Raw genomic sequence first — 26969 nt, 5'->3', positions numbered from 1 at the left:
ACAATAACATGTCAGTAGCAGACATTAAAGTAGACGAGCATTTAGCACATGATGATCATGGACATGAGCATCATGAACAAGGATTTATTAGCAAATACATCTTTAGTACCGATCACAAAACTATTGCCAAGCAATTCCTGATCACAGGTATATTCTGGGCAATAATCGGGGGTGCACTATCTATTATATTCAGATTGCAACTTGGTTTTCCAGAAATGCAACTGGAGTGGTTGCGGCCGATATTAGGTACATGGATCACTGACGCAGGTAAGCTTGATTCAGAATTTTATTTAGCACTCGTTACCATGCACGGTACCATTATGGTTTTTTTCGTTTTAACAGCTGGGCTAAGTGGTACATTCAGTAATTTCTTGATTCCACTACAGATTGGTGCCAGAGATATGGCTTCTGGTTTCATGAACATGTTGTCGTACTGGTTTTTCTTTTTGTCTAGTGTGGTCATGTTCATTTCTTTATTCCTGGAGACTGGACCTGCAGCTGGTGGTTGGACTATCTATCCACCTTTGAGCGCGTTACCTCAGGCAATTCAGGGATCAGGTGCTGGTATGACGATGTGGTTGGTTTCAATGGTTTTCTTCATTGCCTCTACCTTGTTGGGAGGGATCAATTACATTACTACTGTCATTAATATGCGAACTGAAGGCATGTCTTTCTCAAGACTACCTTTGACCATCTGGGCCTTCTTCATTACTGCGGTAATTGGTTTGTTGTCGTTCCCAGTATTGTTTGCAGCAGCACTGCTGTTGGTGTTTGACCGTTCGTTTGGAACAAGTTTCTATTTGTCCGAAATTTACATCAATGGTGAAGCATTACCTAATGTAGGAGGAAGCCCAATTTTATATCAACACCTTTTCTGGTTCCTTGGACACCCGGAGGTGTACATTGTAATTCTACCAGCGTTGGGAATCACCTCTGAAATCATATCAACTAATTCGAGAAAGCCAATATTCGGTTATAGGGCGATGATTGGTTCCATACTAGCGATTGCTTTCCTTTCATTTATCGTGTGGGCACACCACATGTTCGTGTCAGGATTGAATCCATTCCTTGGATCTATATTCATGTTCCTTACATTGATAATTGCTGTACCATCGGCAGTAAAAGCGTTTAATTATATCACCACTTTGTGGAAAGGTAACATTGTGTTTACCCCTGCGATGTTGTTCTCCATTGGTTTGGTGTCTTTCTTTATCTCAGGTGGTGTAACTGGACTATTCCTTGGTAACTCTGCTGTGGATATCACTTTGCACGATACCTATTTTGTAGTGGCTCACTTTCACTTAGTAATGGGTAGTGCAGCGTTCTTCGGCCTTTTGGCAGGAGTTTATCACTGGTTTCCAAAAATGTTTGGTCGCATGATGGATGAAAAACTTGGATATCTCCACTTTTGGTTAACATTCGTAGGAGTATATCTTGTATTCTTCCCACTGCACTATATTGGTATTGCAGGATTTCCAAGAAGGTACTATTCATTTACAAGTTTTGATGCTTTCAGTTCATTTACAGATTTGAATGCATTCGTAAGTGTGGCGGCCATCATTACATTCGGTGCGCAGTTCATCTTCCTATTCAATTTCTTCTATAGTATATACAGAGGACGCAAAGCTCCTTTGAATCCTTGGAGATCAAACACCCTTGAGTGGACCACACCAAGAGTTGTCGGTCACGGAAACTGGCCTGGTGCAATACCTTCAGTGTATCGCTGGCCATATGATTATAGTAAGCCAGGAGCAGCTGATGACTTCATTCCTCAGAACGTTCCTTACAGCAAAACACCTGAATCAAACTTGCCACACGAAGCTGAATTGGCTAAAAGCGAGAACGTGACTCCAGCTCCGGCAAATGAATCAAAATAACCGTTTAGCGAATAGAATTAATCTCATTACGATCATTGCCGTCTACCTTCTAATTTTAGTGGGCGGCATTGTTCGTAGTATGGGAGCAGGGATGGGCTGTCCAGATTGGCCAAAGTGCTTTGGATCGTATATTCCGCCTTCAGATGAATCCGCTTTACCAGAGGGGTACGAACAGGTTTATGTAGACTCTCGACTGCAAAAGAATAAGCGTTTGGCCAAAACCCTCACTACATTCGGCTTTAACCAACTTGCCGCAAAAGTTGCTGATGACCCGACCATACAAGAAGTTACAAAGTTTGATACCACCAAAGCCTGGGTGGAATATATCAATCGTTTGGTTGGAGTATTGATTGGATTGCTGATCATACTTAATTTATGGTTTTCATTGAAGTATTGGAGAATCGATAGGAGAGTTGTTTTATTGAGTGCATTATCTCTCGTTTTGGTGTTATTTCAGGGATGGATAGGATCACTGGTGGTATCAACCAATTTATTACCTGGGTTTATCTCCTTCCATATGCTGTTAGCACTGCTGCTGGTATGTTTACTTATTGGACAAAACTTTATAATGGATACAGACAAATCCAACTTGGTATATGGTAAAGGCATATTACTGATTCTGTTTGTACTGTTTTTGATTCAGATAGTGCTGGGTATTCAGGTAAGAGAGGAGATTGACTGGATGAAGTCAATGACTGAGATCGTCCGATCCGAATGGCTGACTGAAATAGGGACGCTATTCTATGTACACAGATCATATTCTTTATTGATAGTGGCGATAGTTGGTTGGTTCTCCTACTACAACTGGAAGAAAGGAGCATTGACAACTCCAATAAAGCTATTGATTGGCGCTATCGGAATGGAGGTTTTACTAGGCATTGTATTAACCTACGCTGGAATGCCGGCTTTTGCACAGCCACTTCACTTGCTGCTGGCAAGCGTGGCATTCGGAGTGATATTTTACTTATTTTTGTGCACCAATTTGAAAGTAAACAACAATTAATGCAAGCATTAGGAACGACAAGCATTTCCATGATTAGTAGAGCCAAAAGTTTCTATGAGCTTTTGAAATTCAGGCTCTCCTTTTTGGTGGCTTTCTCATGTGGTTTTGGCTATTTACTCGGAAATACGGGCACTGTTGATTGGGCACATTTTCTATGGTTGGTGTTAGGAGGTTTTCTGATTTCTGGCACTTCCATTGTTATCAATCAGATTACCGAAAAGGAATACGACAAGTTAATGACAAGGACCCAGAACCGACCATTACCTACTGGAAGGTTGTCAGTGAATGAAGCGAGACAATTTGCAGTTCTTACTGGACTGTTAGGGTTTGGTATCCTTGTTTGGCAAACCAATATGCTGACGGTGGTACTGTCGTTTGTTTCCATGATACTCTACTCATTTGTTTATACCCCTCTGAAGAGAGTAGGACCCATCGCTGTATTTGTTGGCGCAATTCCCGGTGCTTTGCCTCCATTGTTAGGTTGGGTAGCTGCCACAGGTTCCATCACCTACGAAGCAATGATCATTTTCGGAATCCAATTCATTTGGCAGTTTCCGCATTTTTGGGCCATTGCCTGGGTAGCAGATGAAGACTACAAACGGGCAGGATTCAAGCTGCTACCATCTGGTGGTAAGCAAGATTTAAATACTGCTATCAATATCATGATCTACACGTTGTTCTTACTTCCATTAGGCTTGTTGCCTACCTACTTTGGATTGGTAGGAATTACTAGTGGTGTGATCGTGACAATCTGTGGTGTGCTTTTTTTAGCGCAAACATTTTCATTAATGAAAGATTATTCAAGGAGGTCAGCATTGAAGATCATGTTTGGATCGTTTATATACTTACCGATTGTACAAATAGCGTATTTATTAGATAAGGTTTAACTATGGATAAAGCAGCAGATATTCCATTGATTGGTAGGGCTAGAGTAAAGTCTGTGCATCCCAAGAAGTTTGCGATGTGGTTATTTATCATCACGGTGGTGATGATTTTCGCGTCCCTCACAAGTGCTTATGTGGTGAAAAGGGCCGAGGGAGACTGGCTGATTGTAGATTTTCCTACTTTGTTCAACGTGACGTCCGTAGTTATCGTGTTGAGCAGTATTACTATGCAATTGTCCTATTTCTTTGCACGGCGCAACAATTTGTTAGGAATTCGCCTCAACCTGGTTTTGACTGGGATATTGGCGGTAGCTTTTGTAATCGGTCAGTATATGTCTTGGAATCAGTTAGTTGCCCAGGATGTATATTTTGTTGGTAACCCAGCGGGTTCATTCATTTACATATTTACGGGATTACATGCATTGCATTTGATCGGTGGAGTTATTTTCTTAGCGATTGTATTGGTGAATGCATTTAGATATCGAGTTCATTCAAAAAGTATGGTGCAAATTGAGATGTGTACTACATACTGGCACTTTCTAGGTGGACTTTGGTTGTATTTATACTTATTTTTGATTCTAAATAATTAGACTAACTTAACTATGGCAAACACTGCAGTGGTAGTAAAAGAAGGCAGCCCATGGCGTGGTGGAGTCGAGCCAATGAAAGTGAGCTACGGCAAGCTTATGATGTGGTTCTTCCTGCTTTCGGATGCGTTTACATTCTCAGCTCTATTGATCACCTATGGTTTGATCAGATACAGCCATCCGGCTTTTGAAGGAGCTATTTCGGATTTTGCATTTTCACAAGAATACTGGCCGATACCAGAGATGGTTTACGATGCTATTCCATTTGTACATGGTGTGCATTTGCCATTGGTTTTCGTTGGTATCATGACATTCATCTTGATTTTGAGTAGTGTCACCATGGTACTGGCAGTGGAAGCAGGACACAGAATGGACAAGCAAGCCGTTGAAAAGTGGATGCTATGGACCATAGTTGGTGGGTTGACTTTTCTTGGATGCCAGGCCTGGGAGTGGTCACACTTTATCGCTGGTACGGATATCGCAAAAAATGTTGCTAGCAATAATTTTATTGGAGCTAACCTTAGCATGAACCAATATGGTCCATCTAATTTTGCAGCTCTGTTCTTCTTTATTACTGGTTTTCACGGTTTCCACGTATTCAGTGGTGTGATGATCAACTTTGTGATCTTCTATCAAGTGACTGTCGGAATTATGGAGAAAAGAGGCCACTATGAGATGGTAGAGAAAGTAGGTCTTTACTGGCACTTTGTAGACCTTGTGTGGGTATTCGTTTTCACCTTCTTCTACCTTATCTAATCTTAAAACAGCATTACAATGGAACAAGAGAATACAAATGTGCAGGTGATCCCTGCGGACAAAGACAAAATAAAGAAGATTTGGAGGGTAGCATCTATTCTTGCAGCGGTGACTATAGTAGAGTTCATAATCGCTTTTACGATAGATGCTGGAGGGTTTAAGACCTTTGTCTTCATCTTTTTGACGATAGTAAAGGCATTCTATATAGTTGCGGAATTCATGCACTTGGGGCACGAGAAGAAGTCATTGATTTATTCAGTGATTCTCCCGATGTTGTTCGTGGTGTTTTTGATCTTCATTCTGATGTATCAGGGATCTGCAATATTCAATGTGCTTTACTAATTGAATCAACAATAAGAGATACGAAAATCATGTCGTTTCAAGCGACATGATTTTTTTTTAGCTATGAATCAAAGGAAACTAATTGTTGTAGGGTTCTTCATCCTTGTGTTTGGACTACCTGTTGGGTGGTATCTGTTTTTACAGGCTTTTGGAGAAAACAAGTTTGCCCTACCAGTGATTGAAAAATCAGAAGGCAACTGCGAAGAGCCTCAGGGCTACGCAGTGGTGAGATTGGATTCAATAGCTGCCAACACCAAACCAAATGAAAGACAAAGAGTTATCACAAAGCTGATGAATATAGGAGAGGTAAAGCTGATAGAAGGCAATAAAGATAGCTGTAAATGGAACTACGAGATGAGTCTAGTGGACCATGATGGCATGATCCGTGGTATTTATGATTTGAAGCGAGAAGAGGTAGATCGTTTTTTAGCAGAGGTAGATATATACGTATTGAATTACAGAAATGGAACAAGTACTGGAAAGTAACAAGACCTATTTGCGGGTGATACAGATCGTGTCTGTAGTTATACCTGTGGTCGTGGCAGTTTTGCTTTTTGCACCTATTAATCTATCATTGGGTGATCAGGGTTGGGTTAGGGCTCTGCCAGGTGTGAATGCTGTTATCAACTCGCTGACGGCTGTACTCTTAATAGCGGCATTGATTGCTATCAAGAAAAAGAACATTAGACTGCATCGCACATTGATGTTATCAGCACTTGTGCTTGGTACCTTGTTTCTGGTATCTTACGTGATATATCATGCGAGTACTACTTCTACGGTATTCGGTGATGTAGATCATGATGGCGTTTTGAGTAGTGCGGAAAAGGCTGAGCTTGGAAGTATGAGAGGAATTTATTTATTCACACTGCTTTCACACATTGGTTTGTCTATTGTGGTAGTTCCTTTTGTGTTATTGGCTTTTTATTACGCTCTGTCTAACCAAATATCCAGGCATCAGAAAATAGTGAAATACACCTTTCCGGTTTGGTTGTATGTATCAATAACGGGTGTATTGGTTTATTTAATGATTAGTCCATACTACCTTTGAACTCAACACACATAGAAAAGGTTAATCCAGTATGAAAGTCTTTTTTAGAGCCTACATTTTGCTGCTGATACTTCTCCTTCCTTTGATGATGGAGGCTCAGTGTGCCATGTGTAGAACCCAGGTGGTAAACAATGTTAGTCATGGAGAAACAGCCTTAGCTGCAGGGTTGAATTTTGGCATACTGTACCTGTTTGTTACTCCATACATCGCCATCGGGATCGTAGCCTATTTTTGGTTTAAGAATGCAAAAGTAAATGACCGCAAAAAGTCCCTTGCAAGCCGCATTACAGGGTAAATGTCCTCGCTGCAGAAAAGGAGATATGTTTGAATATCCCCTGCAGAAGATCACTAAGTTCTACAAAATGCATGAAAACTGTCCGCACTGCGGGCATCGGTTTGAAGTAGAACCGGGGTACTTTTATGGAGCTATGTACGTGAGTTACGCATTGTCTGTAGGAATTTTTCTAGTTACAGCCTTCATTCTTTATTTTCTAGCCGGTGACCCACCATTAGAAACATATATTATTTCTGTGGTGGTTGTGGCATTGGTTTTGTATCCTCTTAATTTTAGGTTTTCGAGGATACTATTTGCACACGTGTTTGGAGGGATAAAATACGACCCAAGCAAATAATGTATCTTCGGATAATAATCTGAAGAATGCGCAAAAATCTCTTCTACGGAATTCTAGTAATTATGTTATTGGCAACCCTGGTGCTGGTTCATTACTATCAGCCATCTGAGGAGTCTATTGTCAATCAGGTAGAAAAGAGAACCTCAGAACTGTTGAACCAGCAGCTGGCAGATCTCAATGATTTTGAAAATCAACTCTCGGTCTATACCAATCCCTTTGGTATAGATGATCAAGGTCTTTTTCCGAAGCGGGTATTTATCAATGGAGGTTTGGTTTACTGGAACGATACCAAGTACTTTCCCGAATACAGTGCAATTAAGCAGCCTGATACACTGTACACCTTACATGATGCCACAGGACTAAAGATAGTCCATCGGCGAGAAGTAGTAGCCAATAGAGATTTAATTGAGATCTTCTCAGTGGTACCGGTAGTAACTCTTCCACCGGTCACCAATCAATACCTTGATGTTACTTACAATGAGACGATATTTCAAGGACAGTCGGTAGAAGTCAGTAACCAAGGCTCTCACCAAATCAGTTATCGAGGCATTAACTTATTTCAGTTCAGCATTGGGTTGCAAAATCAGGAGGCAAATGAATGGGTAGAATTATTGTTGATTCTGCTATTGATTGTTACAGTGTTGACCTGGGTTTATTCCATAAAGATCGAATCAAATGGTCTTTGGGGGGTGACTGTTTTGTTTGCTGGGCGATTAATCCTCTTTGCCTGGTCCACACTCAGTGTTTCTTCTCTTAAGTTATTCAACCCGATCTATTTTACTTACGGTACACTCAACTATTCGTTAGGTGACCTGGCTTTGAATGCCCTCTTCACAATGGCCGTCATCATCGTCTTGTATTTTGAGTTTACAACTAAATACAGGACAAGAGGTAAGCGCTTGTCTTCAAATACTGACTATTGGTATAGCTTATTGGCCATGTTGGGACAGGCTGTATTCGCATTCTTTTTTTATGAGACCGTATGGTTGATATTGGAGCACTCCCAGGTAAGTCTGGATATCAGCGAGTCCATACAGTTTGATGAATTGCGCGTCGCAGGGTTTCTGGTAGTGTTATTCACTGCCATGAGCTTTTTATTGATGAGTACGTTGAACAATCAGATAAGAAATGCCAGCGCTATTGCCAACTGGAAGTATTACCTGTCATTGACATTGGTTGCCTGTATTGGTTATCTATGGATCGGACTTGAGATGGTGTTCGTATTTGGATTACTCATACTGCTAACCTTCATCATAGATACCCTGCATCTCAACAGAGTGATCAATACCATCAGGTATCAGTCATTCATATACCTGGTATTGATTTTTACGTTCGTGTCCACACTGTTCTCTTTTTCCATTTATAAGCATTATGAAAAAGACGAACTCATAGCTAAAGAACGCTTTGCAAATAGATTGTTGATTAGGAACGACATCCTGGGTGAGTACTATTTGTCTCAGATTCTTGATGAAATTGCGAATGATCGGTACGTAAGAACACGCCTGCTAAGCAGGCTACTTGCGCGGCAGAATATCCGTGAGAAAATCAAGCGTCAGTTCCTTTCTTCTTATTTCAAAAAATATGATATCGATGTGTATTTATTTGATGCAGAAGGGGAGTCCCTGCAGGATGATAACACACAATCCTATGCCGATTGGCGCAATGAATTTGCCAGGGATTCGCTGGCCACCGACTATCAAAACATCTATTTCGTAGAAGATAAGGCGGAGAATGTCCGAAATAAGTACGTGTGCTTCATGGATATTGAGGCCTATGGTCGAGATGTCGGGCATATTGTGCTGGACCTGACACTAAAAAAATACATTCCAACAAGTGTGTTTCCCGAACTCTTGTTAGAGAGCAAGTACTATATGGGAAGTCGGGATGAGTTTGACTATGGGGTGTTTAAGAATGGAGAGATTCTATACAAGCAAGGACGAGTTACATTTGAGAACAAACTGTACAGTTCGGATTTTAAAAATCCACATTTGTATGAGCAGGGATTAGAGCAGGATGGGTATCATTATTTTGGGTTGAAGACCAGTGATGGTAGGAACTTGATCATAGTTTCTCCAACGTACGATTTGCAGGCGACACTCTCCAACTTTAGTTTTTTGTTTCTTATCCAGCTATTTAGCCTGGGATTAGTGTTTGTAGTGGTGAGAGTAGCATTGAAACACAATCGTTTCAACCTTTCCACTAAGATTCAGCTTTTTCTGGGGTTGTCATTCCTGCTGCCTATGATAGTGATTAGTATTGCTTTGATTAACACACTGAACACTTCCTACAAAGAAGAGATCGATCGAAATTTCAGAAAGAGATCATTCAACATTGCAGAAAATCTAATTGACGTATCTGACGCTTATTTCTCGAGTCGAATCAATATTGATGATTATGCCAATGAGATAGCTAAGGCGGCCTCTTTGGCCCAATCTGATCTCAATATATACGACATTAAAGGCAAGCTGGTGACTACTTCACAGCCAGAAATCTTCAGACTGGGCCTCTTGTCCAGCCTACTGAACCCGGCAGCATTTTATAAGATCCATTATAAACGTGAGCAAAACATTATCACCGATCAATCGATCGGTAGGTTGGATTTTAAGACGTCCTATACCGCTCTGCGATCCTACAAAGATGGTCGCTTGTTGGGTGTGTTGGCAATGCCCTATTTTGATAGCAAGAACCATCTCAGAAGGCAACAAGTGGAAGTATTCAATAATCTGGTGGTTATTTTCTCTTTCATATTTTTGATTTCACTTATTGGTGGCAACTTCATAGTAGGTCAATTGGTGAAGCCACTCAAGAAAATCGGAGACCGAATTAGTAAAACAAGTCTGCAGGAAATCAACCAGCCAATACAGTATGATGCTCAGGATGAAATAGGCAGTCTGGTGAAAGAATATAACAAGATGCTGCTCAAGCTTGAAGAGAGTAAAGAAGCACTAGCAGTCAGTCAGAAAGAATCGGCGTGGAAGGAAATAGCGCGTCAGGTAGCGCATGAAATCAAAAATCCGCTCACACCAATGCGCCTAAAAGTGCAGCAGCTGATGCGATCGACCGATCAGTCATCCAGGGAATACCAGGTCTATACGTCCTTGCTCACGCAGGTGGATTCCTTGTCTAGCATTGCCGACTCATTCTCAGAATTTGCGAAAATGCCAGCCCCAAAACCTGAACAGCTAGACTTGCTATCGCTGGTGGAAAATACGCTCAATCTGTATCACGGAGAGGATGCCGACATCTATAAAGAATATGAGCTTGAACAGGTCACTGTGCTGATAGACCCAAAGATTTTCAGTCGGACTCTTACCAATATTATTCTTAATGCCATTCAGTCCGTACAATCTGGGAAGCCACAGATCAGGATTTCGGTCAGGCAGCTTGGAGCTAAAGTCCAATTGGCCATTGCTGATAATGGCAAAGGGATTTCTGAAGATCAGAAGGAAAAGATTTTTACTCCTTATTTTAGTACGAAATCAACCGGAAGCGGAATAGGTTTGGCGGTAGCTAAAAAAGGAATTGAGAACGCAGGAGGGAACATATGGTTTGAATCTGAAAAGGGAGAAGGCACTACGTTCTTTATCACGCTACCTGTCTATACTACTTCTTCCAGCTAGTCTGATTTTAACATCACAGACCACCTTAGCGCAGAATCGAGTCTGCCAGTCCACCACTTACACTCCCAAAATGGTGCTGGATACACTACCAGTAGAACCGGGTAGTGTATCGATTGATCCATCAGTGCCTTATGAGTTAAGTGACGACTACACAAGTTTAATATTCTTGACAGAGTTTGAAGATAGCGTGTCGGTTTGTTTTCGCCGGATCTCAGATATGGTTAGAACCCCGGTCTTTTATCGGGATGTGAGCAAGTATAAAGCTGGCTATTTACAATACAGAGATCAATCAAGAACATCCAGAGCTATAGACAAGGCCGCCTTATTTGAGTTTGGGGAGTTAACTACCGCTGGAGCTATCACACGAGGTGTGACTTTCGGCAACAGACAGAATGTGTTCGTGAACTCAGCGCTGAACCTGCAAATGGACGGACAGTTATCTGATGACTTGAAAGTGTCTGCAGTCATTACGGATCAAAACATTCCGTATGAACCCGAGGGCAATACACAACAGATCCGTGACTTTGACAATGTCTACATCAAGTTGTACAATGCCCAGTTTCAAGTTACTGCCGGTGATATAGTCTTAGAGAATCCTGTGGAAGATGGTTACTTCTTACAGTATTATAAAAATGTGCAAGGATTATCGCTTGGCTATCAAACTGAATTAAATTCAGGTTGGAAAAGCAAATCTTTAGTTGTGGGGTCTATAGCGAAAGGCCAATTCACTTCCACTGTTATCAATCCGCAGGAGGGAGTACAGGGCCCTTACAAACTACGTGGGCAAAATGGTGAGCGCTTTATCATAGTGATGGCTAACTCTGAAAAGGTCTATCTGGATGGTAAATTGCTGGAAAGAGGATTTGATCGTGATTACGTCATTGATTACAATCTAGGTGAGATTACGTTTAGCAACACGGTAGTTATCACTCAGTTTTCTCGTATAAGGGTGGATTATGAATATGCGAATCAGTACTACAGCAGATCCAATATTTCTGCAAGTCAGCAGTTTACCAAAGGGGACGCCAAAGTATATCTCAACTACTACCGAGAGAAGGACAATCCTAACAATACCTTGGCCTTTGATTTAACGACGGCTGATAAGTTGGAACTATCCGGAATAGGAGATACCAATGGACTGGCTTCTATATCAGGAATCGATTCGACCGGGTTTATTGATAATGCAATTTTATACGAGCGACGAGATAGTTTGGGGGTGACTATTTACCGTGTCAGTGATGATCCGGAAGTTGCACTGTATCAGCTTAGCTTTTCAGAGGTGGGTCCGGGCAATGGGAGTTATGTGCTGCTAAGCAATACCAGCAATGGCCGCACCTATGAGTGGGTAGGAGATGGAAATGGAGCCTATGAACCAGTACAAACAGTACCCACTCCAAACAAACGCCAGCTAATTGTCGCAGGTACGGAATTACCTGTTTCTGATTTTGAGACTGTCTACACAGAGCTTGCCTTTTCGGATAGAGACCAAAACCTATATGCTGATCTGGACGATGGCGATAATCAAGGTTTTGCAACCAGAGCCGGCGTACGGTCTAAAGGAAGAACAGTATATGCAGACTATCAATTGGAAGCTGATTTGAGTTTTGAATACAACAGTGATCAGTTCACCTTTATTGATCGCTTTAGATCCGTCGATTTTGATCGAGACTGGTCGTATGATTATTTCTCTGACACCTTGTTAAGTCGGCAAGATCTGATTACAACGGCCAATGTGAACCTGCAAAAGAATCCATTCAATTTATTTGGTGCTGAAGTAGTACATCGCAAACGCACCGATGTAGTAGATGGCACCAAGGTGGAAGTGGAGGTGAATCAACACCTGGGAATGTTCCAATTGCTGAGCAATCAATACTGGATGCAAAGTGAACAGGGGATTTATCAATCGAGATGGCTGAGGTCTTACGATCAGTTACAGCTCGTTGCTTGGGTGCTCCGTCCGGGTTATCGCTTTGAACTGGATCAGCACCAAACCCAGGTAGCGGCAAATGACAGTACTGTGGCTACATTGATGAATTATCAATCACACGACTGGTTTGTCGAGACAGGGGACTCCAGCAGGTTGATCGGAAGGTTGGACTATATCCGGCGAACGGATTTCAAACCATCGGCTGGCGATCTGGACCGGTTTACCGATGCTGAGGAACTTCGGTTGGGGGTGGCTTCCAATCAATTCGAAAACCACGAGGTAGCACTTTCTATTAACTACAGGAGAGTAACTCCAGTTGATTCATCGAATCAGGTACAGCGAAATCTATTAGGTAAGTTTAGCTGGGATGCAGGATTTTGGAAGGATCACTTAAGAAGCAATCTTCAGTTTACGACCGCCAATACCCGAGAGCTTAGACGCGAATTTGTATTCGTGCAAGTAGCTACGGGAGATGGTACGCATACTTGGCGTGATGAAAATGAAGATGGAGTTCAAGATTTGAATGAGTTTTATGAGGCAGTAAATCCTGATGAACGCAACTATATCAAGCTATTCACACCTACGGATCAATACCTCGAGGCCTTTCAGACCACCTACATTCACTCCGTAGATGCCCGGCTGCCAAGAGAATGGAAAAATAACGACGGATTGCTCAGGCAGTTATCAAAAGTTTCGTTTAATGCTAACCTCAAGTACAATTTCAAAACAACAGAAGAAGCACTAACCAGGCGCATCAATCCATTCGGTACTAATTTGAATGATACCTCAGTGATATCCGCCATGAACCTCGTGCGCAACACCTTATTTTTCAATCGTAATGCTCCCGGGTTTGGGCTGGATGTAACGCATACGAGTCTTAAGGTGAAATCGCTACTCAGCGGTGGCTTTGAGTTGAAGGATCGCGAGGACTGGGAAACAAATGTGCGTATCGGTTTTGATCAGGTGTTCATTGTAAGAGGTAACGTGACACTGGGAGCAACACAGAACAGGTCCGATTTTTTGAGTTCGCGAAACTATAACCTGATCAGACGTGATTTTGGAGGGCAACTGGTTTGGCAACCGACGAATAAATTCCGAATGATCGGAGGGACGTCTCAACGAAACAAAACTGCAGAGTCAGAAGAGTTTTCTCACATCACCGATTATCAAGTAGACCTCACCTGGATACGGAGTGGGAAGGGGAACCTCAATGCTACTTTCAGCTGGTTAGAAATCGATTTTCAAGGCGAGCGCAATTCGTATCTGGGGTATGAACTGCTGGAGGCCCTACAGCCCGGGAGCAATCAAAAATGGAGTGTGAACTGGCAGCAGTCGGTGGGACGTGGCTTGCAGCTAACATTGCAGTACTTTGGTAGAAAGTCAGAAGAAAGCAGTGCGGTTCATACCGGGTCGGTGGCGGTTACAGCGTTTTTTTAGGGGTTACTACCGCCAGCGTTTTGTTCGTGGTACTTGTGTTTAGATGGTACGAGCTAGAAGCTCGCACCAGCGGGGGTTCAGATGGTGTTCAGATGGTACGAGCTACAAGCTCCCACCAGCGAGGGGTGGGTTTTTCCGTGATGAGAGATCTAAGAATCAAGCTCTCACTATTCGTATCTACGTGGAATTATTTGTAATTCTCTGGTGATGGTAGTGTTTGGAATATCAGATTTAAAAGTCACTTCTATACTGTTGGTTTCACTGAGTTCACTTCTAGTGAGATCAATTATTCCAAAACCATCTTTTAATTCAATTTCCTTTTCATTAACAAACATTTTTGCATGCTTGTCAATCATGGTACTGGTTAATGCAAATAGAACTTTGCCTTTGATTTGCTGAGATTTGTAATCATGATATTTATCTGGAATAAAGTACAATTCGAGTTTATCAAATTTGAAATCATTAGCCCCGACCTTCGATGTTAAGAGATTGAAAGTTTCGGATTCTAACAATGCCAGCTGAATTTTAAACTCATTTGTAGTTGAATGTTCATCAAGTGTTAGGTATTGTTCAAACGAAGGTGAGGGGAAATAATACATCCTCTTAAGTGAGTCGAGATGAATGTTGACTGCTTTTAAGGTTCTCTTTTTATCGTTTTCCGAAACATAAGCTATAAGTGTATCAATTTTGCCCTTGAAATCTCTCATATTTTGCAGGACTTTCACGTCAGCTTCTTTATTACCTGTTTCTTCAATTAGCAAGCTGGCTGCCCGAAGTACTTCTCTATTTCTGTTTCTTATCCATTGGTCAGAGGTGGTTGGAGCTTCCTTGCATCTTGCCAGTACTGATATGAGCGTGCAAGCTAATATTAGTTTTAATGAAAGTTTTGACTGGACTTTGAAACGAAATGGTTTGGAACGGTTATTCATTAACTTCTAAAATAAGTAATCATCTGAGTCTTGGCAAATTAAGTAAGATGAGCTGCGTATTCACACTAGCAGGAAATTTAATCGTATAGGCATGGTATGTCAACCCCTGCCACCGCGAGTATTCTGCTCGTGGTATTTATGTTCTCTGGTACGAGCCAGAAGCTCGCACCAGCGGGTGCTCTGACAAGTTGAGATTAGACATATAAATATTGTCACGCAACTATATCACTCATGCCTCAGTGTCTCCGCAGGGTTGGTGCGCGCAATTTTCATGATGATCACACTCACACTCAGGATGGCTATAATACTTAAACAGGCCGCAGACAAGAGGAAGGGAAGTACACCTATCGATGTTTGGTAGGAAAACTCCTGAATCCAACGCTGCATGATGAAATAACCCGCAGGTAGACCAAAGACCAGTGCAATCCCAATTAGCTTTAAAAACTGTCCCAAGACCATCACAAAGATATCTCGGGATCTGGCACCCATGATTTTGCGAATACCGATTTCTTTTACACTTTGATTGAGTAATGCAATGGCCAGACCGAGCAGCCCGATGCATGCCAGAATGAGAGCAATAGAGGTGAAGATGGTAAAGATGTTCAGTGTGCGAACTTCATCCTTATACAGCTCCTCTAGTTGACTATCCAGGAATTCATAGGCAAAAGGAGCGGCAGCTATACGTTCTGTATAGACCTTATTGATTTGATTCAGCGTTTGCTGAAATTGATTTCCTTCCAGTCTGACCAACATATGGTTGACATCATAAGGGTCCAGGTACATGATCAAAGGTTGGATGGAGGAGTGAAGCGACTGGAAATGAAAATCCCTGGTCACCCCAACAATGATTCCCTGGCCTGTTCTGCCGCCTTGTTCCCAGGTGATGGATGTCCCAATGGGCTCATCGAGGTTTAATTGATCCGCTGCTTTTTGGTTGATAATGAAGTGGTTATCTAATGTATCGCTATCCATGGACCTATTGAAAGTCCTTCCCTGGTCCATAGACAAGCCAAGCACTTCCAAACCACCATAATCAACTCCTAGTTGAGAAGCATCAATTCGTTCCTCTGGCTGATTGGTTTGGAATAAGGTTAGTTGATTAAATTGACCACCAGGTAAATTGGATACTCCAGAAACCTCCTTTACACCAGGGATATTCTTCAAAGTGGTTCCCAACGAACGGACCTGATCTACATTGATTCCACCTATCTCCACACTTGGAAAGATCCGTATGGATATCAGAGCATCCTGGTCAAAACCCAACTCCTTGGTTTTCATATAGTCCAATTGCTTCATGATAATGAGCGACGCAATGATCAGAATGGCTGAGACAAAGAACTGGAAGATCACCAGGGCATTGCGCAATCTTCTGCCATGAAATGAAGCAGTTAGTTTGCCCTTGAGCACGTCCACAGGTTTGAACTTATCCATGACCAGAGCAGGGTACAGCCCTGATAGCAGTGAAATGACCATTACAGCCAAACAGGTGTGCAGAAGAAAGTCTGCCTCAAACAAAGATTTAATGGTAAACTCCAGTTGTGTTAGATGATTGAAGAATGGCAACAAGATGATCGATAGCCCAAACGCCAAAACGGCAGCGATCAGGCAAAAAACCAGAGATTCCAGGTAAAACTGACGAGTCAAACTAGAGGAAAGCGCACCCAGGGTTTTTCGAACTCCCACTTCTCGAGCTCTCTCAATGGATTTGGCTGTTGTTAGGTTGATGTAATTGATGCAAACAATCAACAGGATGAAGCTCATCGCACCAGTAAGTATGTAGATGTAAAGGATATTCGCATTGTTTTCCAGTTCCCACCTCAAATGCGACTGCAGGTGGATGTCTTGGATTGGTTGCAGCTCAAACTTTGCATCGCCAGATAGCAGCCATTCTTTTTGAGTCTCACTCCAGGGGAGGTATTCTACAATCCATTTGGGAATTTTGGATTCGAACACTTTATAATCAACATCCTTACGTGTTCTTATGTAATTGAAGTGTCCAAAATCCTTCCAGGTAAACCACGGATTGTCAGGTCCAATTGCTTTTAGGGTAACATAGGATATGAGTCCTGTGAAGTGAAAATGAGATTTTTTTGGCATGTCCTTCACTACTGCCGCCACCGCAATGGACCAGTCATCCATGGTCAATTCTTTGCCAATAGGATTGGTATCTCCGAAGTATCGTTGGGCAGTAGATTCTGAAATAATCAAATTGAAAGGTTGCGACAGTGCATCTTCATCTCCGAGTATTACCTCTAGCTGAAATACATCCAGAAACGTAGAGTCTACATAGAAGAAATCGCGCTCTAGAAAATGGATGTTTTCCTCAAGGTTTTCTACTCGAACGGCTTGTCTGGTAAGCCCCGGTCCATACATAGGTGATATGGAAGTAGCAGCCACCACTTCTGGAAAATCATTTTTCAGTGCCGGAGCCATCGGGTGCGGAGTGCGCGTCTGCGGGTTGTCATTCATCCAGGCGATTCGGTAGATATCCTGACTATCGGGTAGTTCTGTGTCGTAAGAGCTATGCTCTTGGATAAAGAGATAAATCAGGATGCTGCAGGTAAAGCCCACAGTAAGCCCAAATAGATTGATCAATGAGAAAAGTTTGTTTCTGTTGAATCTTCTGATAAAGACTTTGATGAAGTTAGAGATCATGATACTTGATGTTGTGTTGAAACCATGTATCAAATCACGCAATAATGATCTTGAACTTCGCCGTTTCCGATCGGGCAGACGTTCGTCCCGATAAGTCAGTACGTCTTTGGACTCCCTGAATTCGCTGGGAGTAAGTCCGGTTTGCTTTTTAAATGCTGTATTAAATGCCGATTTAGAGTTGTAGCCCACCATATTGGCGATCGACTCGATCTTGGTGTGTTGATGCTGCTCACTTTTGAGAAGTTGCTTAGCTTCTCTTACACGATAGGTAGTTATCAACTCTTGAAAGCTCTGCCTTCTGGACTCATTGAGCACCTGGGATAAATGATGAGTAGTGGATTGCAAAGATTCAGCAAGAGTGGAAAGGGATATCGTGCTTTCCAGATAGAATTTGTCCTGTACCAGAGCATCTAGCCGGTTAAGTATATGTGCTTTCTGTGCAGAAGTCAAGGTAGACTTTTGGTACTTAGTCCCTGCCGGAAGGGGAGCCATGAAGTCTGATTCTTTGACTAGCTGAAAGAGTATCACATAGATCTCTAGAAGCAAAGTCAATGTGAAGGACCAGACTGGTAACAAACCAGCCAAAGTCAACAGTCCTGATCCAACGGTCAGCACCTGGTATCTATAAAACCACTTGAGCCAGGAGAGCCGTGCACCGGGATTGATCGACCATGAGATACCTCTTGATTTGCCTTCCTGAACGAACAGCTTATTTGAGATGACCAGAAAGGTGATGATGGTTATTGATAGAATAATGGCTACACCTGCACGACCAATAGCTTCACTAAATACAAACAAAGGAATAGTGATTAACAGTGTCAGGAATGGCAGGAAAGAAGTTCTGGTATTTTGAGTAAAGAAGACTTTAATGTATCTCCAAATGGCGATGATCGATGCTAGGAGAAGGGTACCTGTTATGGCTTCAGATAATTCATTTCCCAATAAAAAAAGACACAAGAAGCTGCATTGACTAGCCAGCACAAAACTCAGAGCACGGCTGGAGGGATACTTGTTGAAGGCTAAAAGTAAAATGAGAAGAACTCCCTGTAGTAGGGTGCTAAGTGCCAGGATCTCTTGCCAGTAGGATAGGGCCAACTCATTCATCACAACAAAATAAGGGAATTCTATTGAAATGAATCAGGCCAAGATTCTCAAAACTCTTCCATGATTGGGCTATCAATCATAAAATAAGTTGCCTATTGGATCAACCATAAGTTGTGGTTTCTGACAATACATAGACTGTTCATTAAATTGTCAGTCAGTTTTGTCAATCCCCACATAGTATAAGTCAAATCCGCCTAGTCCATCCGGTCGGTTTGAAGAAAATAGCATGAAATCAGAATTGAAACTTTCTTGATAGCGAACTATGGGGCGATACTCGTCATACTCCGTGTTGATTTCAGATCCAAAATTGGAAGGCTCAGTCCACTCACCGTTAATCTGGTCAGAATAATACAAATCATAACCACCTTCACCACCCGGTCTGTTGGATGCAAAAACCATTCTATTTCCCAATATAAATGGGCACTTGTCATCGTATGCAGAGCTGAGGATTTCGACCTTGTTTATGGATACTCCATCGTTATCCTCAGATAGTACTGTTATGAGGTCTCTGTCCTTATCTTTTTGAGTTTCATAGATATCAAATGACCCATCACGATCAGAGGTGAAATATATGGATGATTGCTCTTCATTAAGAGTGAAATAAGCATCGTTATGCTCCGAATTCAGAAAGCTAATTGGCTTTGGTTCGGTATAAGCTGAGCTTTCCGTATTTTCAGTAAAATAGAAGTCGTGGTTGCCATTTTGATCATTGGAATAAACCAGAACGTACATCTCATAGTATCCATTCCAATTCACGTTTTCTTCTTGTTTGTGGCCAAGAGGTATCAAGTAGGGCCCAAATTCGTTTGCATCGGTCTTTGTCTTGTTCAACCCATTTTTGATTTGCCTGTTGACTATGGTTACATCCAGATTACCATTGGTTTCTTCGGTTACCTCTAGCGTACCATCATCTTTGTCAAACGTGATGCTAACAAGTTTGTAGACAATGTCATATTGGCCACCTTCCGATCCTCTATTGGAAGAAAAACACAATGGAAATGTTTCTCCAAGTGTGGGCGCGGTAGAGTTATAGTCATCATAAGCTGAGTTTACTGCTGCCAGATTTGTGGGTTTATCAGGTAGAGTGCCACTGTTGTACTTATATCCAAAAGGTGACAGACATGCCGTCAAAAGAGTCAGCATTAATAAATATGATGATGATTTGCTGGAGTTCAAAAAGTGAATCATAGGTGCTTTTATCAGACTGGAACTGGGTAGTGCTCCGTTATTAATTAGTACATCGTGAATGACACTTCGATAGCACTGATCGTTGGATTTTAAATATTGATTGATCTATTTGATATGAATTCAATCAATTCGGAGAGGTTCAAGAGGTCTACCGAAACTCCTTCATCATGCGGTTGGCAAATACAAAATCATCCAGTTCTTTCACACCCGAATTAGTGATATCTGTATTGGATCCTTCCCAGAGTTTATCCCCTTTGTAGAGGAACATTACTTTCTGCCCGATCTCAATCACCGAGTTCATGTCATGTGTCACTACCACCGTAGTGATACCATATTCGTCAGTAATTTCTTTGATCAGCTCATCGATGACCATACTGGTTTGTGGATCAAGACCGGAGTTGGGTTCATCACAAAACAGGTAATTGGGTTTGTTGACAATCGCACGAGCTATACCGACGCGCTTTTTCATTCCTCCTGAGATCTCAGATGGCATCTTGTCATTCACATTGGCCAGGCCTACACGATCCAGACAGAAATTAACACGCTCTATTTTTTCCTCCTTACTCATGTCGGTGAGCACATCCAATGGAAACATGATATTTTGCTCCACATTTTTGCTGTCAAATAGGGCAGAGCCCTGAAACAGCATCCCAATTTCTCTTCTTATTTCCGTTTGCGAATGCTTGTCACCAGAAGTGAAGTCCCGGTTATCATACAGCACCTGACCTGAGTCGGGTTTGATCAATCCGACGATGCATTTGAGCAATACCGATTTACCAGTACCACTCGATCCAATGATGAGGTTGCATTTACCGGCATCAAAAGTTCCACTGATGCCTTTGAGGACGTCTTTGTCTTTAAACGACTTTTTGATTTCTTTGATCTCGATCATCCCAGTAGAAGTTGAGCAAGTAAATAATCAGCTAATAGAATAGCAATACAACTATTAGTAACAGCTGCAGTCGATGATCTACCAACCTCCAGAGCTCCACCAGTAGTGAAATATCCTTTGTAAGCAGAAATGGAAGCTACCAGCAGGGCGAAAACAAAAGCTTTGATCAAGGCAAAGGTGATGTTGAACTCAATGAATTCATACCGGATGCCATAGATATAGTCATGACCTGAAATGATTCCGGTGGCCAGGCTCGTAAGGTATCCACCATAGATGCATAAAAACCCTGACATTACCACCAACATCGGATACATTAAAAGTGATGCAATGATTTTGGGTAACACCAGGTAAGAGGTGGAGTTGATTCCCATAACTTCAAGCGCATCTATTTGCTCGGTGATCCGCATGGTACCTAACTCTCCAGCAATGTTCGATCCTACCTTTCCAGCGTAAACTATGGCTATAATGGTAGGGGACAACTCCAGCACAGTCATGTCACGGACTACTAGAGAAATCACATAATCCGGAATAAATGGACTTACCAGGTTGTAGGCTGTTTGCACAGTCACTACAGCTCCCATAAACACAGAGACAATGGTCACAATAAATAGGGAGTTGAACCCCACCTTAATGCATTCGTCTATGACCAGTGAAACATATGTTTTGAAGCTTTCTCTACGGACAAAGAGCTGTCCGGCAAAAATCAAAAATTTTCCGAGTGACTTCATTCAGTATTCGCTTGCTTCAGAAATGTTAGCTTTGCCGAAATTAATAAGAACATGGCAAACCGACATGTTCAAAGAGATTAAAGAATTAAAACGAATAATTGTTTGAAGTATTTCTAACAATATTCCTCACAGTTAGATGTATCAACATGTCAAATAATCAGGAAAAACTAATAGTTGTTACGGGTGGCACTAAAGGAATAGGTCGGGCGATAGTCGAAAAATTTTCGGCTCAGGGCTATACAGTTGCTACGTGTGCTCGCAATGAAGATGATCTGGATGCGTTGAAGGCAGCAGTGGAAGAAACCCACGGCAATAAGGTGATGGTTAATGTAGCGGACCTTTCAAAGAAAGAAGATGTCAAAAGCTTCATCGAGTTTGTCCGTCTGACGGGTAAGCCAGTAGCTGTTTTGGTTAACAACACCGGGAAGTTTGTGCCGGGTACCATACATGATGAAGAAGATGGCGTTTTGGAAAGCCAAATCGAGACCAATTTGTACTCGGCCTATCGGGTAAGCCGTGGGTTGATACCTGACATGAAGAAGAGCAAATCTGGCCATATATTTAACATGTGTTCTACGGCCAGTATCATGGCCTACAGTAATGGTGGTTCTTACTGCATCTCCAAGTTTGCTATGTATGGTATGAGCAAAGTGCTTCGCGAAGAGCTCAAAGAGCATGGCATTCGGGTTACTTCTGTAATGCCTGGCGCTACACTTACAGCCAGTTGGGAAGGAGTGGACCTGCCCCCAGAGCGATTCATGAAGCCAGAGGACGTAGCTGATATGGTCTATACCACTTTTACCTTAAGCGATCGGACGGTCGTGGAAGATTTGGTGATCAGACCACAGTTAGGAGACTTATAAATACTTGAAGTGAATCCGATTTGCGGGCAACTTTTATCGTTAATTTGTGTTTAGGAAGATAAATCAAAAGGTCTATGAATGCTGAGCAGCGCCTCGATCAAAAAGAAGTTGATTTCTGTACCAGTCTTACCTCGTATCAGCGCAGAAAAACGCTTGAAGTAACTATCGGCAATACCCCCTTGGGTGGAGATAACCCGATCCGGGTCCAGTCGATGACCACTGTGGATACTATGGATACCGAAGGGTCTATCGAACAGACTCTGCGGATGGTAGCGAGTGGGTGCGAATACGTGCGAATCACTGCTCCAAGCATCAAAGAAGCTGAAAACCTTAGGGCGATACGCGATGGACTCAGAGCACGTGGCTGTGAGGTGCCTCTGGTTGCTGACATTCACTTTACTCCTAATGCAGCAGAGCTGGCGGCAAAAATCGTAGAAAAGGTAAGGGTCAACCCCGGCAACTACGCAGACAAAAAGAAATTTGAGGAGATTGAATACACCGATGAATCCTATCAGGCAGAGTTAGATCGGATACGTGACAAATTCACTCCACTGGTGGAAATCTGTAAAGCAAACGGTACTGCGATGCGGATTGGGACCAATCACGGTTCCTTGTCTGACCGAATCATGAGCCGTTATGGGGATACCCCCCTTGGAATGGTAGAGTCGGCATTGGAGTTCATTCGAATTTGTGAAGATCTTGAGTTTTATGACATTGTCATATCTATGAAGTCCTCTAACCCACAAGTGATGGTGCAGGCGTATCGCTTACTGGTGAAAATGCTGGAGGAAGAAGGATTGAAGCCTTATCCGCTACACCTGGGAGTAACAGAGGCAGGAGAGGCTGAAGATGGTCGCATCAAGAGCGCTGTAGGAATCGGAACATTACTGGAAGATGGACTGGGTGATACCGTGAGGGTGTCATTGACCGAAGAGCCAGAAGTGGAAGCTCCTGTAGGCCGCGTGCTAGTTGATCGATTGAAGAACCGTGAACAGCATCCTTCTATCGAGTCTACGGATTTTGGTAAATACAATCCATACGAATATCAGAAACGGGCAACTACGGAAGTGCTCAATTTTGGAGGAGATAATGTGCCACGGGTGATTGCGGATTTCTCTCATCTATCCGATGTTTCCATTAAGGATTTGAAAGCCATTGGACACTTTTATTTACCTGAATTGGATAAGTGGACCATGAATGATCTGGGATGTGACTACCTCTACTCTGGCGGTAAACCGATTGACTTCATGTTGCCTAATGGACTGAGAGAAATACTTGATTATGACGCTTGGATCAAGCATTCTGATAGAAAGAATAAATCACCATTACTCACTGTCAATCAATTAGATAAAGAGCTTCACGCACAGTTAAACTTTCTGTCGGTCACTACCAAGGAGTTGACTGAAGAGTTGCTACATCGTATCAAGGGATTAGACCAGATTGTCCTAATACTTTCTACTGCCAACACACATGCTTTTGCTGATTTACGTAGGGCTATGATCTACCTAATGAATCATGAAGTGGATATACCAGTGATTATCAAAAGAACTTATCCGGATCTGGGAGAGGATGCCATGATGATGTATCCTGCTACTGATATGGGAGGCCTACTGATCGATGGTTTCGGAGATGGAGTGATGCTAGGAATGGATCACATTAAAGCTGACCATGACGGGTATCTGGAGAAAGCGAAATTTTACAATAATATTCTATTCGGGATCTTACAGGCGGCTAGAACTCGAATAACCAAAACAGAATATATTTCTTGCCCATCCTGCGGCAGAACGCTCTTTGATCTACAGGAAACCACCGCCATGATCAGAAAGCGAACCGATCACCTGAAAGGAGTGAAGATTGGTATTATGGGATGCATAGTAAATGGGCCGGGCGAAATGGCCGACGCTGACTATGGCTATGTAGGATCTGGAAAAGGAAAAATCACCCTCTACAAAGGACAGGAAGTAATGAAGCGTGGAGTGCCTTCAGAGCGTGCATTGGATGAATTGATTGAGCTCATAAGAGCTGATGGTAAATGGATAGAACCGAAGGCTGTGGCTGAAGAATAGAACATTATGGAAGAGCAAAAAGATAAAAAGGAACAAAAGGATCTGGGTTACTACTTTGATTTCAAGGAAGTCTTGACTTATTTCTTTCGAAAAAAAGATCCAAACAGACCAACCAATACGAATATTAAAATGATGCATGGGATCAATAAGATTTCCATGATCATGTTTTTAATATGTGTGATTGTGATCATTACCAGATTTATAATGCGATCCTAGTAAGAGCATGAACATTGAAGATTATCGAGACTACTGTTTGGCTAAGCCGGGCGTCACAGAGCACTTTCCATTTGATGAGAAAGTGTTAGTCTTTAAAGTCATGAACAAGATGTTTGCTCTTACAGATGTAGATACTTTTTCAAGTATTAATTTGAAATGTGATCCAGAGGTGGCCGTAGAGCTGAGGGAACGGTACGATGGCACAGTCCTTCCGGGGTATCATATGAATAAGAGTCACTGGAATACGATCATGATGGATGGTGTGCTGTCTGATATTGAATTGAAGAAATGGATCGATCATTCGTATGAACTGATCGTGCTGAGTTTACCAAAGAAATTGCAGGAAGAACTAAAGCGTTTATGAAAATGATGTACCTGTTTAGTTTGTTGTTGGTTGTTGCCTGTATTGGGCAAGAGGAACCCGAGTTTTTACCCAATACGAATGACAATGAAGAGGAGGTGCCTGATAGTAATGGATCTAGTATGGATAGTTTAACATATTTAGCATTAGGGGATTCGTACACCATTGGCGAAAGTGTGGATGAATCTAAGAGATGGCCAGTTCAACTGGTGGATCAGTTAAATAAAACCGGTGAAGCAATTAAATCCCCCAAAATAATAGCTCGGACAGGTTGGACTACCGATGAGCTAATAGCGGCTATTGCCACCGCTGATTTGGATGATACCTATGATTTGGTTTCTTTGCTAATAGGAGTGAACAATCAATATCGGGGTTATCCGATGGATCAACAAAAAAGAGAGTTTGAACAGCTACTTCTGCAGGCTATTGATTTTGCCGGTGGTGATACCTCCAGGGTTTTTGTGGTAAGCATTCCAGATTGGGGTGTGACACCTTTTGCGGAAGGGCGAGATCGGGAACTGATCGCTGAGCAGATTGATGCGTATAATTTGATCAATTATGAAATCTGTCAGACCTACAACGTTCAGTATTTTAACATCACCCCGATTTCACGAGAAGCAAAGAATGACCTTTCACTAATCGCTGGCGATGGATTGCATCCATCAGGAAAAATGTATTCACAATGGGTTGAATTAATCCAACCCTGGACAAAAGAAATCTTAGCTCAGTGATATGCTGAATTCACCATAATTGTCGTTATCCTTTCACGATTGTTAAAATAATCCTATTTTTAAGGCTGTCAAACAGGCCGTTTCCACCTTATTATGAGGCTAATCATTGTATTTGTTGCCATTGTGTTATGCTTTTCGGCATGCCGAGATAAGGTGATATGTCCTGCCTTTCAAAGTACCTACATCCTGGATGACTCTGTAAGGTCCGTTTATTACTCGTACCTGTGGAAGTTAGAAGAAGAGGAGCGACTCACTTATTTGGCAAAAAGCAAATCCCAGCCTGAAGTCTCAGAAACGGACTCTGCCGCTCTTGGTGGGCCTGTGATAGCCTCAGCATCTGAGGTTGATTACTTTGCTTACGTGGCCCAGTACAAAGTGCCAGAACGAGATCTCCGAAAGAGCAAGTTTGGAGTAGTGAAATACGAGCCTTACTGGTTAAAGAATTATCGTCAGCGTACCGCACCAATGGAAAATGTGCTGAAGCCAGAGCCTCCACCTTTGATGGAAGATACCTCGGCTATTGATATGGGAGAGTTCGTTGCCAGTGATTTCAATGACTCATTAGCGATGGACTCAATGGGAATTGTGGCCGAACTGGAAGTGAGCGTAGATAGCACATCCCTCGCTGAGGAGGATTCCTTTGATATTCCATCATTCCCACCTATTGCACAGATGGCTCCTGAAAAGGTCAAGCCTGAAACACGTTATCTGTACCGCTATGATCCGAAGGATGAATTGCTCAATGTAGAACAGCAGTATTACAATAAGTATTTCGGGCAGCAGCTCTATGTGAAAGTAGTGGAAAACCCTGTGCCAGTAGATACCACGCAGCAAGAGGAAAAGGGCAGTTTCTTTAAAAACCTTTTTAGCAAGAAGAAAGCCCAACCCGATAGTCTAAAAACCAAGGAACCTCCAATAGTTGAAGAAGAGCCTCCCGTGGAGGAAGATCCTGATACAGAGGAGGATGGCTTCTAAACGAAGAGTTCTTTTCGTGATCTTTTCTTAATGGTCTTTTTGGTAGTCAGTCCAAAGCTTAGGAGGAGTCCTGAGATCAAGAGAATCATTACGGCGGTAATCAGTTTTTTCATCGGTGGTGAAATGTTTGTGTAAAACTAGTACAGCC

The 26969-nt window shown here is 42.3% G+C and carries 23 protein-coding genes; 18 read left to right on the top strand and 5 right to left on the bottom strand.

Annotated features, from left to right (window positions below):
• The first annotated feature begins 8 nt into the window (after nucleotides 1-8).
• The 12 genes from ACO067_RS00285 (at nucleotide 9) to ACO067_RS00230 (ending at nucleotide 14113) form a co-directional block, all read left to right on the top strand.
• The gene (locus ACO067_RS00285; protein WP_421869024.1) at nucleotides 9-1877 is read left to right on the top strand and encodes a cytochrome c oxidase subunit I; all 1869 of its coding nucleotides are present in this window, start codon (nucleotides 9-11) and stop codon (nucleotides 1875-1877) included.
• On the top strand, nucleotides 1864-2880 hold the full coding sequence (locus ACO067_RS00280) for a COX15/CtaA family protein (RefSeq protein WP_421869021.1): 1017 nt from the start codon (nucleotides 1864-1866) through the stop codon (nucleotides 2878-2880). Before ACO067_RS00285 ends, ACO067_RS00280 begins: the two co-directional genes overlap by 14 nt.
• Nucleotides 2880-3767, top strand: a complete 888-nt coding sequence (cyoE, locus tag ACO067_RS00275) for a heme o synthase (protein ID WP_421869018.1) — start codon at nucleotides 2880-2882, stop codon at nucleotides 3765-3767. The genes ACO067_RS00280 and cyoE overlap by 1 nt, the downstream gene beginning before the upstream one ends.
• A gap of 2 nt (nucleotides 3768-3769) precedes the next feature.
• The gene (locus ACO067_RS00270; protein ID WP_421869015.1) at nucleotides 3770-4354 is read left to right on the top strand and encodes a cytochrome c oxidase subunit 3; all 585 of its coding nucleotides are present in this window, start codon (nucleotides 3770-3772) and stop codon (nucleotides 4352-4354) included.
• A gap of 12 nt (nucleotides 4355-4366) precedes the next feature.
• Nucleotides 4367-5107: a cytochrome c oxidase subunit 3 gene (locus tag ACO067_RS00265; protein WP_421869012.1), complete on the top strand. Its 741-nt coding sequence runs from the start codon at nucleotides 4367-4369 to the stop codon at nucleotides 5105-5107.
• 18 nt (nucleotides 5108-5125) lie between these two features.
• A complete protein-coding gene (locus ACO067_RS00260) occupies nucleotides 5126-5449 on the top strand; it encodes a cytochrome C oxidase subunit IV family protein (protein ID WP_421869009.1) in 324 nt (107 codons plus the stop codon).
• A 63-nt stretch (nucleotides 5450-5512) separates the two neighbouring features.
• Entirely contained in the window at nucleotides 5513-5935 is a 423-nt protein-coding gene (locus ACO067_RS00255; protein ID WP_421869006.1) for a hypothetical protein, read from the top strand.
• The gene (locus ACO067_RS00250; RefSeq protein WP_421869003.1) at nucleotides 5913-6497 is read left to right on the top strand and encodes a DUF420 domain-containing protein; all 585 of its coding nucleotides are present in this window, start codon (nucleotides 5913-5915) and stop codon (nucleotides 6495-6497) included. The genes ACO067_RS00255 and ACO067_RS00250 overlap by 23 nt, the downstream gene beginning before the upstream one ends.
• Before the next feature lie 31 nt (nucleotides 6498-6528).
• Nucleotides 6529-6792 carry a hypothetical protein gene (locus tag ACO067_RS00245; RefSeq protein ID WP_421869000.1) on the top strand — a complete coding sequence of 88 codons (264 nt, stop codon included), beginning with the start codon at nucleotides 6529-6531 and terminating at the stop codon, nucleotides 6790-6792.
• Nucleotides 6752-7129 carry a DUF983 domain-containing protein gene (locus ACO067_RS00240; protein ID WP_421868997.1) on the top strand — a complete coding sequence of 126 codons (378 nt, stop codon included), beginning with the start codon at nucleotides 6752-6754 and terminating at the stop codon, nucleotides 7127-7129. Before ACO067_RS00245 ends, ACO067_RS00240 begins: the two co-directional genes overlap by 41 nt.
• A gap of 26 nt (nucleotides 7130-7155) precedes the next feature.
• Complete coding sequence (locus tag ACO067_RS00235) at nucleotides 7156-10749, top strand: ATP-binding protein (RefSeq protein ID WP_421868994.1); 3594 nt, start codon at nucleotides 7156-7158, stop codon at nucleotides 10747-10749.
• The gene (locus ACO067_RS00230) at nucleotides 10652-14113 is read left to right on the top strand and encodes a hypothetical protein (protein WP_421868991.1); all 3462 of its coding nucleotides are present in this window, start codon (nucleotides 10652-10654) and stop codon (nucleotides 14111-14113) included. Before ACO067_RS00235 ends, ACO067_RS00230 begins: the two co-directional genes overlap by 98 nt.
• Nucleotides 14114-14280: 167 nt before the next feature.
• Here ACO067_RS00230 and ACO067_RS00225 read toward each other — a convergent pair whose 3' ends face one another.
• The 5 genes from ACO067_RS00225 to ACO067_RS00205 all read right to left on the bottom strand — a co-directional run bounded on the left by ACO067_RS00225 (nucleotide 14281) and on the right by ACO067_RS00205 (nucleotide 21609).
• Nucleotides 14281-15042: a hypothetical protein gene (locus ACO067_RS00225; RefSeq protein WP_421868988.1), complete on the bottom strand. Its 762-nt coding sequence runs from the start codon at nucleotides 15040-15042 to the stop codon at nucleotides 14281-14283.
• Nucleotides 15043-15267: 225 nt separating this feature from the next.
• Nucleotides 15268-18801: an ABC transporter permease gene (locus tag ACO067_RS00220; protein ID WP_421868985.1), complete on the bottom strand. Its 3534-nt coding sequence runs from the start codon at nucleotides 18799-18801 to the stop codon at nucleotides 15268-15270.
• Between the two features lie 150 nt (nucleotides 18802-18951).
• On the bottom strand, nucleotides 18952-19944 hold the full coding sequence (locus ACO067_RS00215) for a TolB family protein (protein WP_421868982.1): 993 nt from the start codon (nucleotides 19942-19944) through the stop codon (nucleotides 18952-18954).
• A 193-nt stretch (nucleotides 19945-20137) separates the two neighbouring features.
• Entirely contained in the window at nucleotides 20138-20881 is a 744-nt protein-coding gene (locus ACO067_RS00210; RefSeq protein ID WP_421868978.1) for an ABC transporter ATP-binding protein, read from the bottom strand.
• Nucleotides 20878-21609 carry an MlaE family ABC transporter permease gene (locus tag ACO067_RS00205; protein ID WP_421868974.1) on the bottom strand — a complete coding sequence of 244 codons (732 nt, stop codon included), beginning with the start codon at nucleotides 21607-21609 and terminating at the stop codon, nucleotides 20878-20880. Before ACO067_RS00205 ends, ACO067_RS00210 begins: the two co-directional genes overlap by 4 nt.
• A gap of 146 nt (nucleotides 21610-21755) precedes the next feature.
• On the opposite strand from ACO067_RS00205, the gene ACO067_RS00200 reads away from it, so the two are divergent.
• The 6 genes from ACO067_RS00200 (at nucleotide 21756) to ACO067_RS00175 (ending at nucleotide 26821) form a co-directional block, all read left to right on the top strand.
• On the top strand, nucleotides 21756-22472 hold the full coding sequence (locus ACO067_RS00200; RefSeq protein ID WP_421868971.1) for an SDR family oxidoreductase: 717 nt from the start codon (nucleotides 21756-21758) through the stop codon (nucleotides 22470-22472).
• Nucleotides 22473-22546: 74 nt separating this feature from the next.
• Nucleotides 22547-24538, top strand: coding sequence for a (E)-4-hydroxy-3-methylbut-2-enyl-diphosphate synthase (gene ispG, locus ACO067_RS00195; RefSeq protein ID WP_421868969.1), 1992 nt, complete (start codon nucleotides 22547-22549; stop codon nucleotides 24536-24538).
• A 6-nt stretch (nucleotides 24539-24544) separates the two neighbouring features.
• Nucleotides 24545-24754 (top strand): DUF6728 family protein, encoded by a 210-nt coding sequence (locus ACO067_RS00190; protein WP_421868966.1) that lies wholly within the window; start codon nucleotides 24545-24547, stop codon nucleotides 24752-24754.
• A gap of 7 nt (nucleotides 24755-24761) precedes the next feature.
• The gene (locus ACO067_RS00185; protein WP_421868963.1) at nucleotides 24762-25118 is read left to right on the top strand and encodes an MmcQ/YjbR family DNA-binding protein; all 357 of its coding nucleotides are present in this window, start codon (nucleotides 24762-24764) and stop codon (nucleotides 25116-25118) included.
• 2 nt (nucleotides 25119-25120) lie between these two features.
• On the top strand, nucleotides 25121-25846 hold the full coding sequence (locus tag ACO067_RS00180; protein ID WP_421868960.1) for an SGNH/GDSL hydrolase family protein: 726 nt from the start codon (nucleotides 25121-25123) through the stop codon (nucleotides 25844-25846).
• A gap of 93 nt (nucleotides 25847-25939) precedes the next feature.
• Nucleotides 25940-26821 carry a hypothetical protein gene (locus ACO067_RS00175; RefSeq protein WP_421868957.1) on the top strand — a complete coding sequence of 294 codons (882 nt, stop codon included), beginning with the start codon at nucleotides 25940-25942 and terminating at the stop codon, nucleotides 26819-26821.
• The last annotated feature ends 148 nt before the right edge of the window (nucleotides 26822-26969 follow it).

The organism is Marinoscillum sp. (assembly GCF_965229915.1).
Classification (GTDB): domain Bacteria; phylum Bacteroidota; class Bacteroidia; order Cytophagales; family Cyclobacteriaceae; genus Marinoscillum.
The sequence above is the reverse complement of the archived record's forward strand: the minus strand, read 5'-3'. Positions and strand labels throughout refer to the sequence as shown.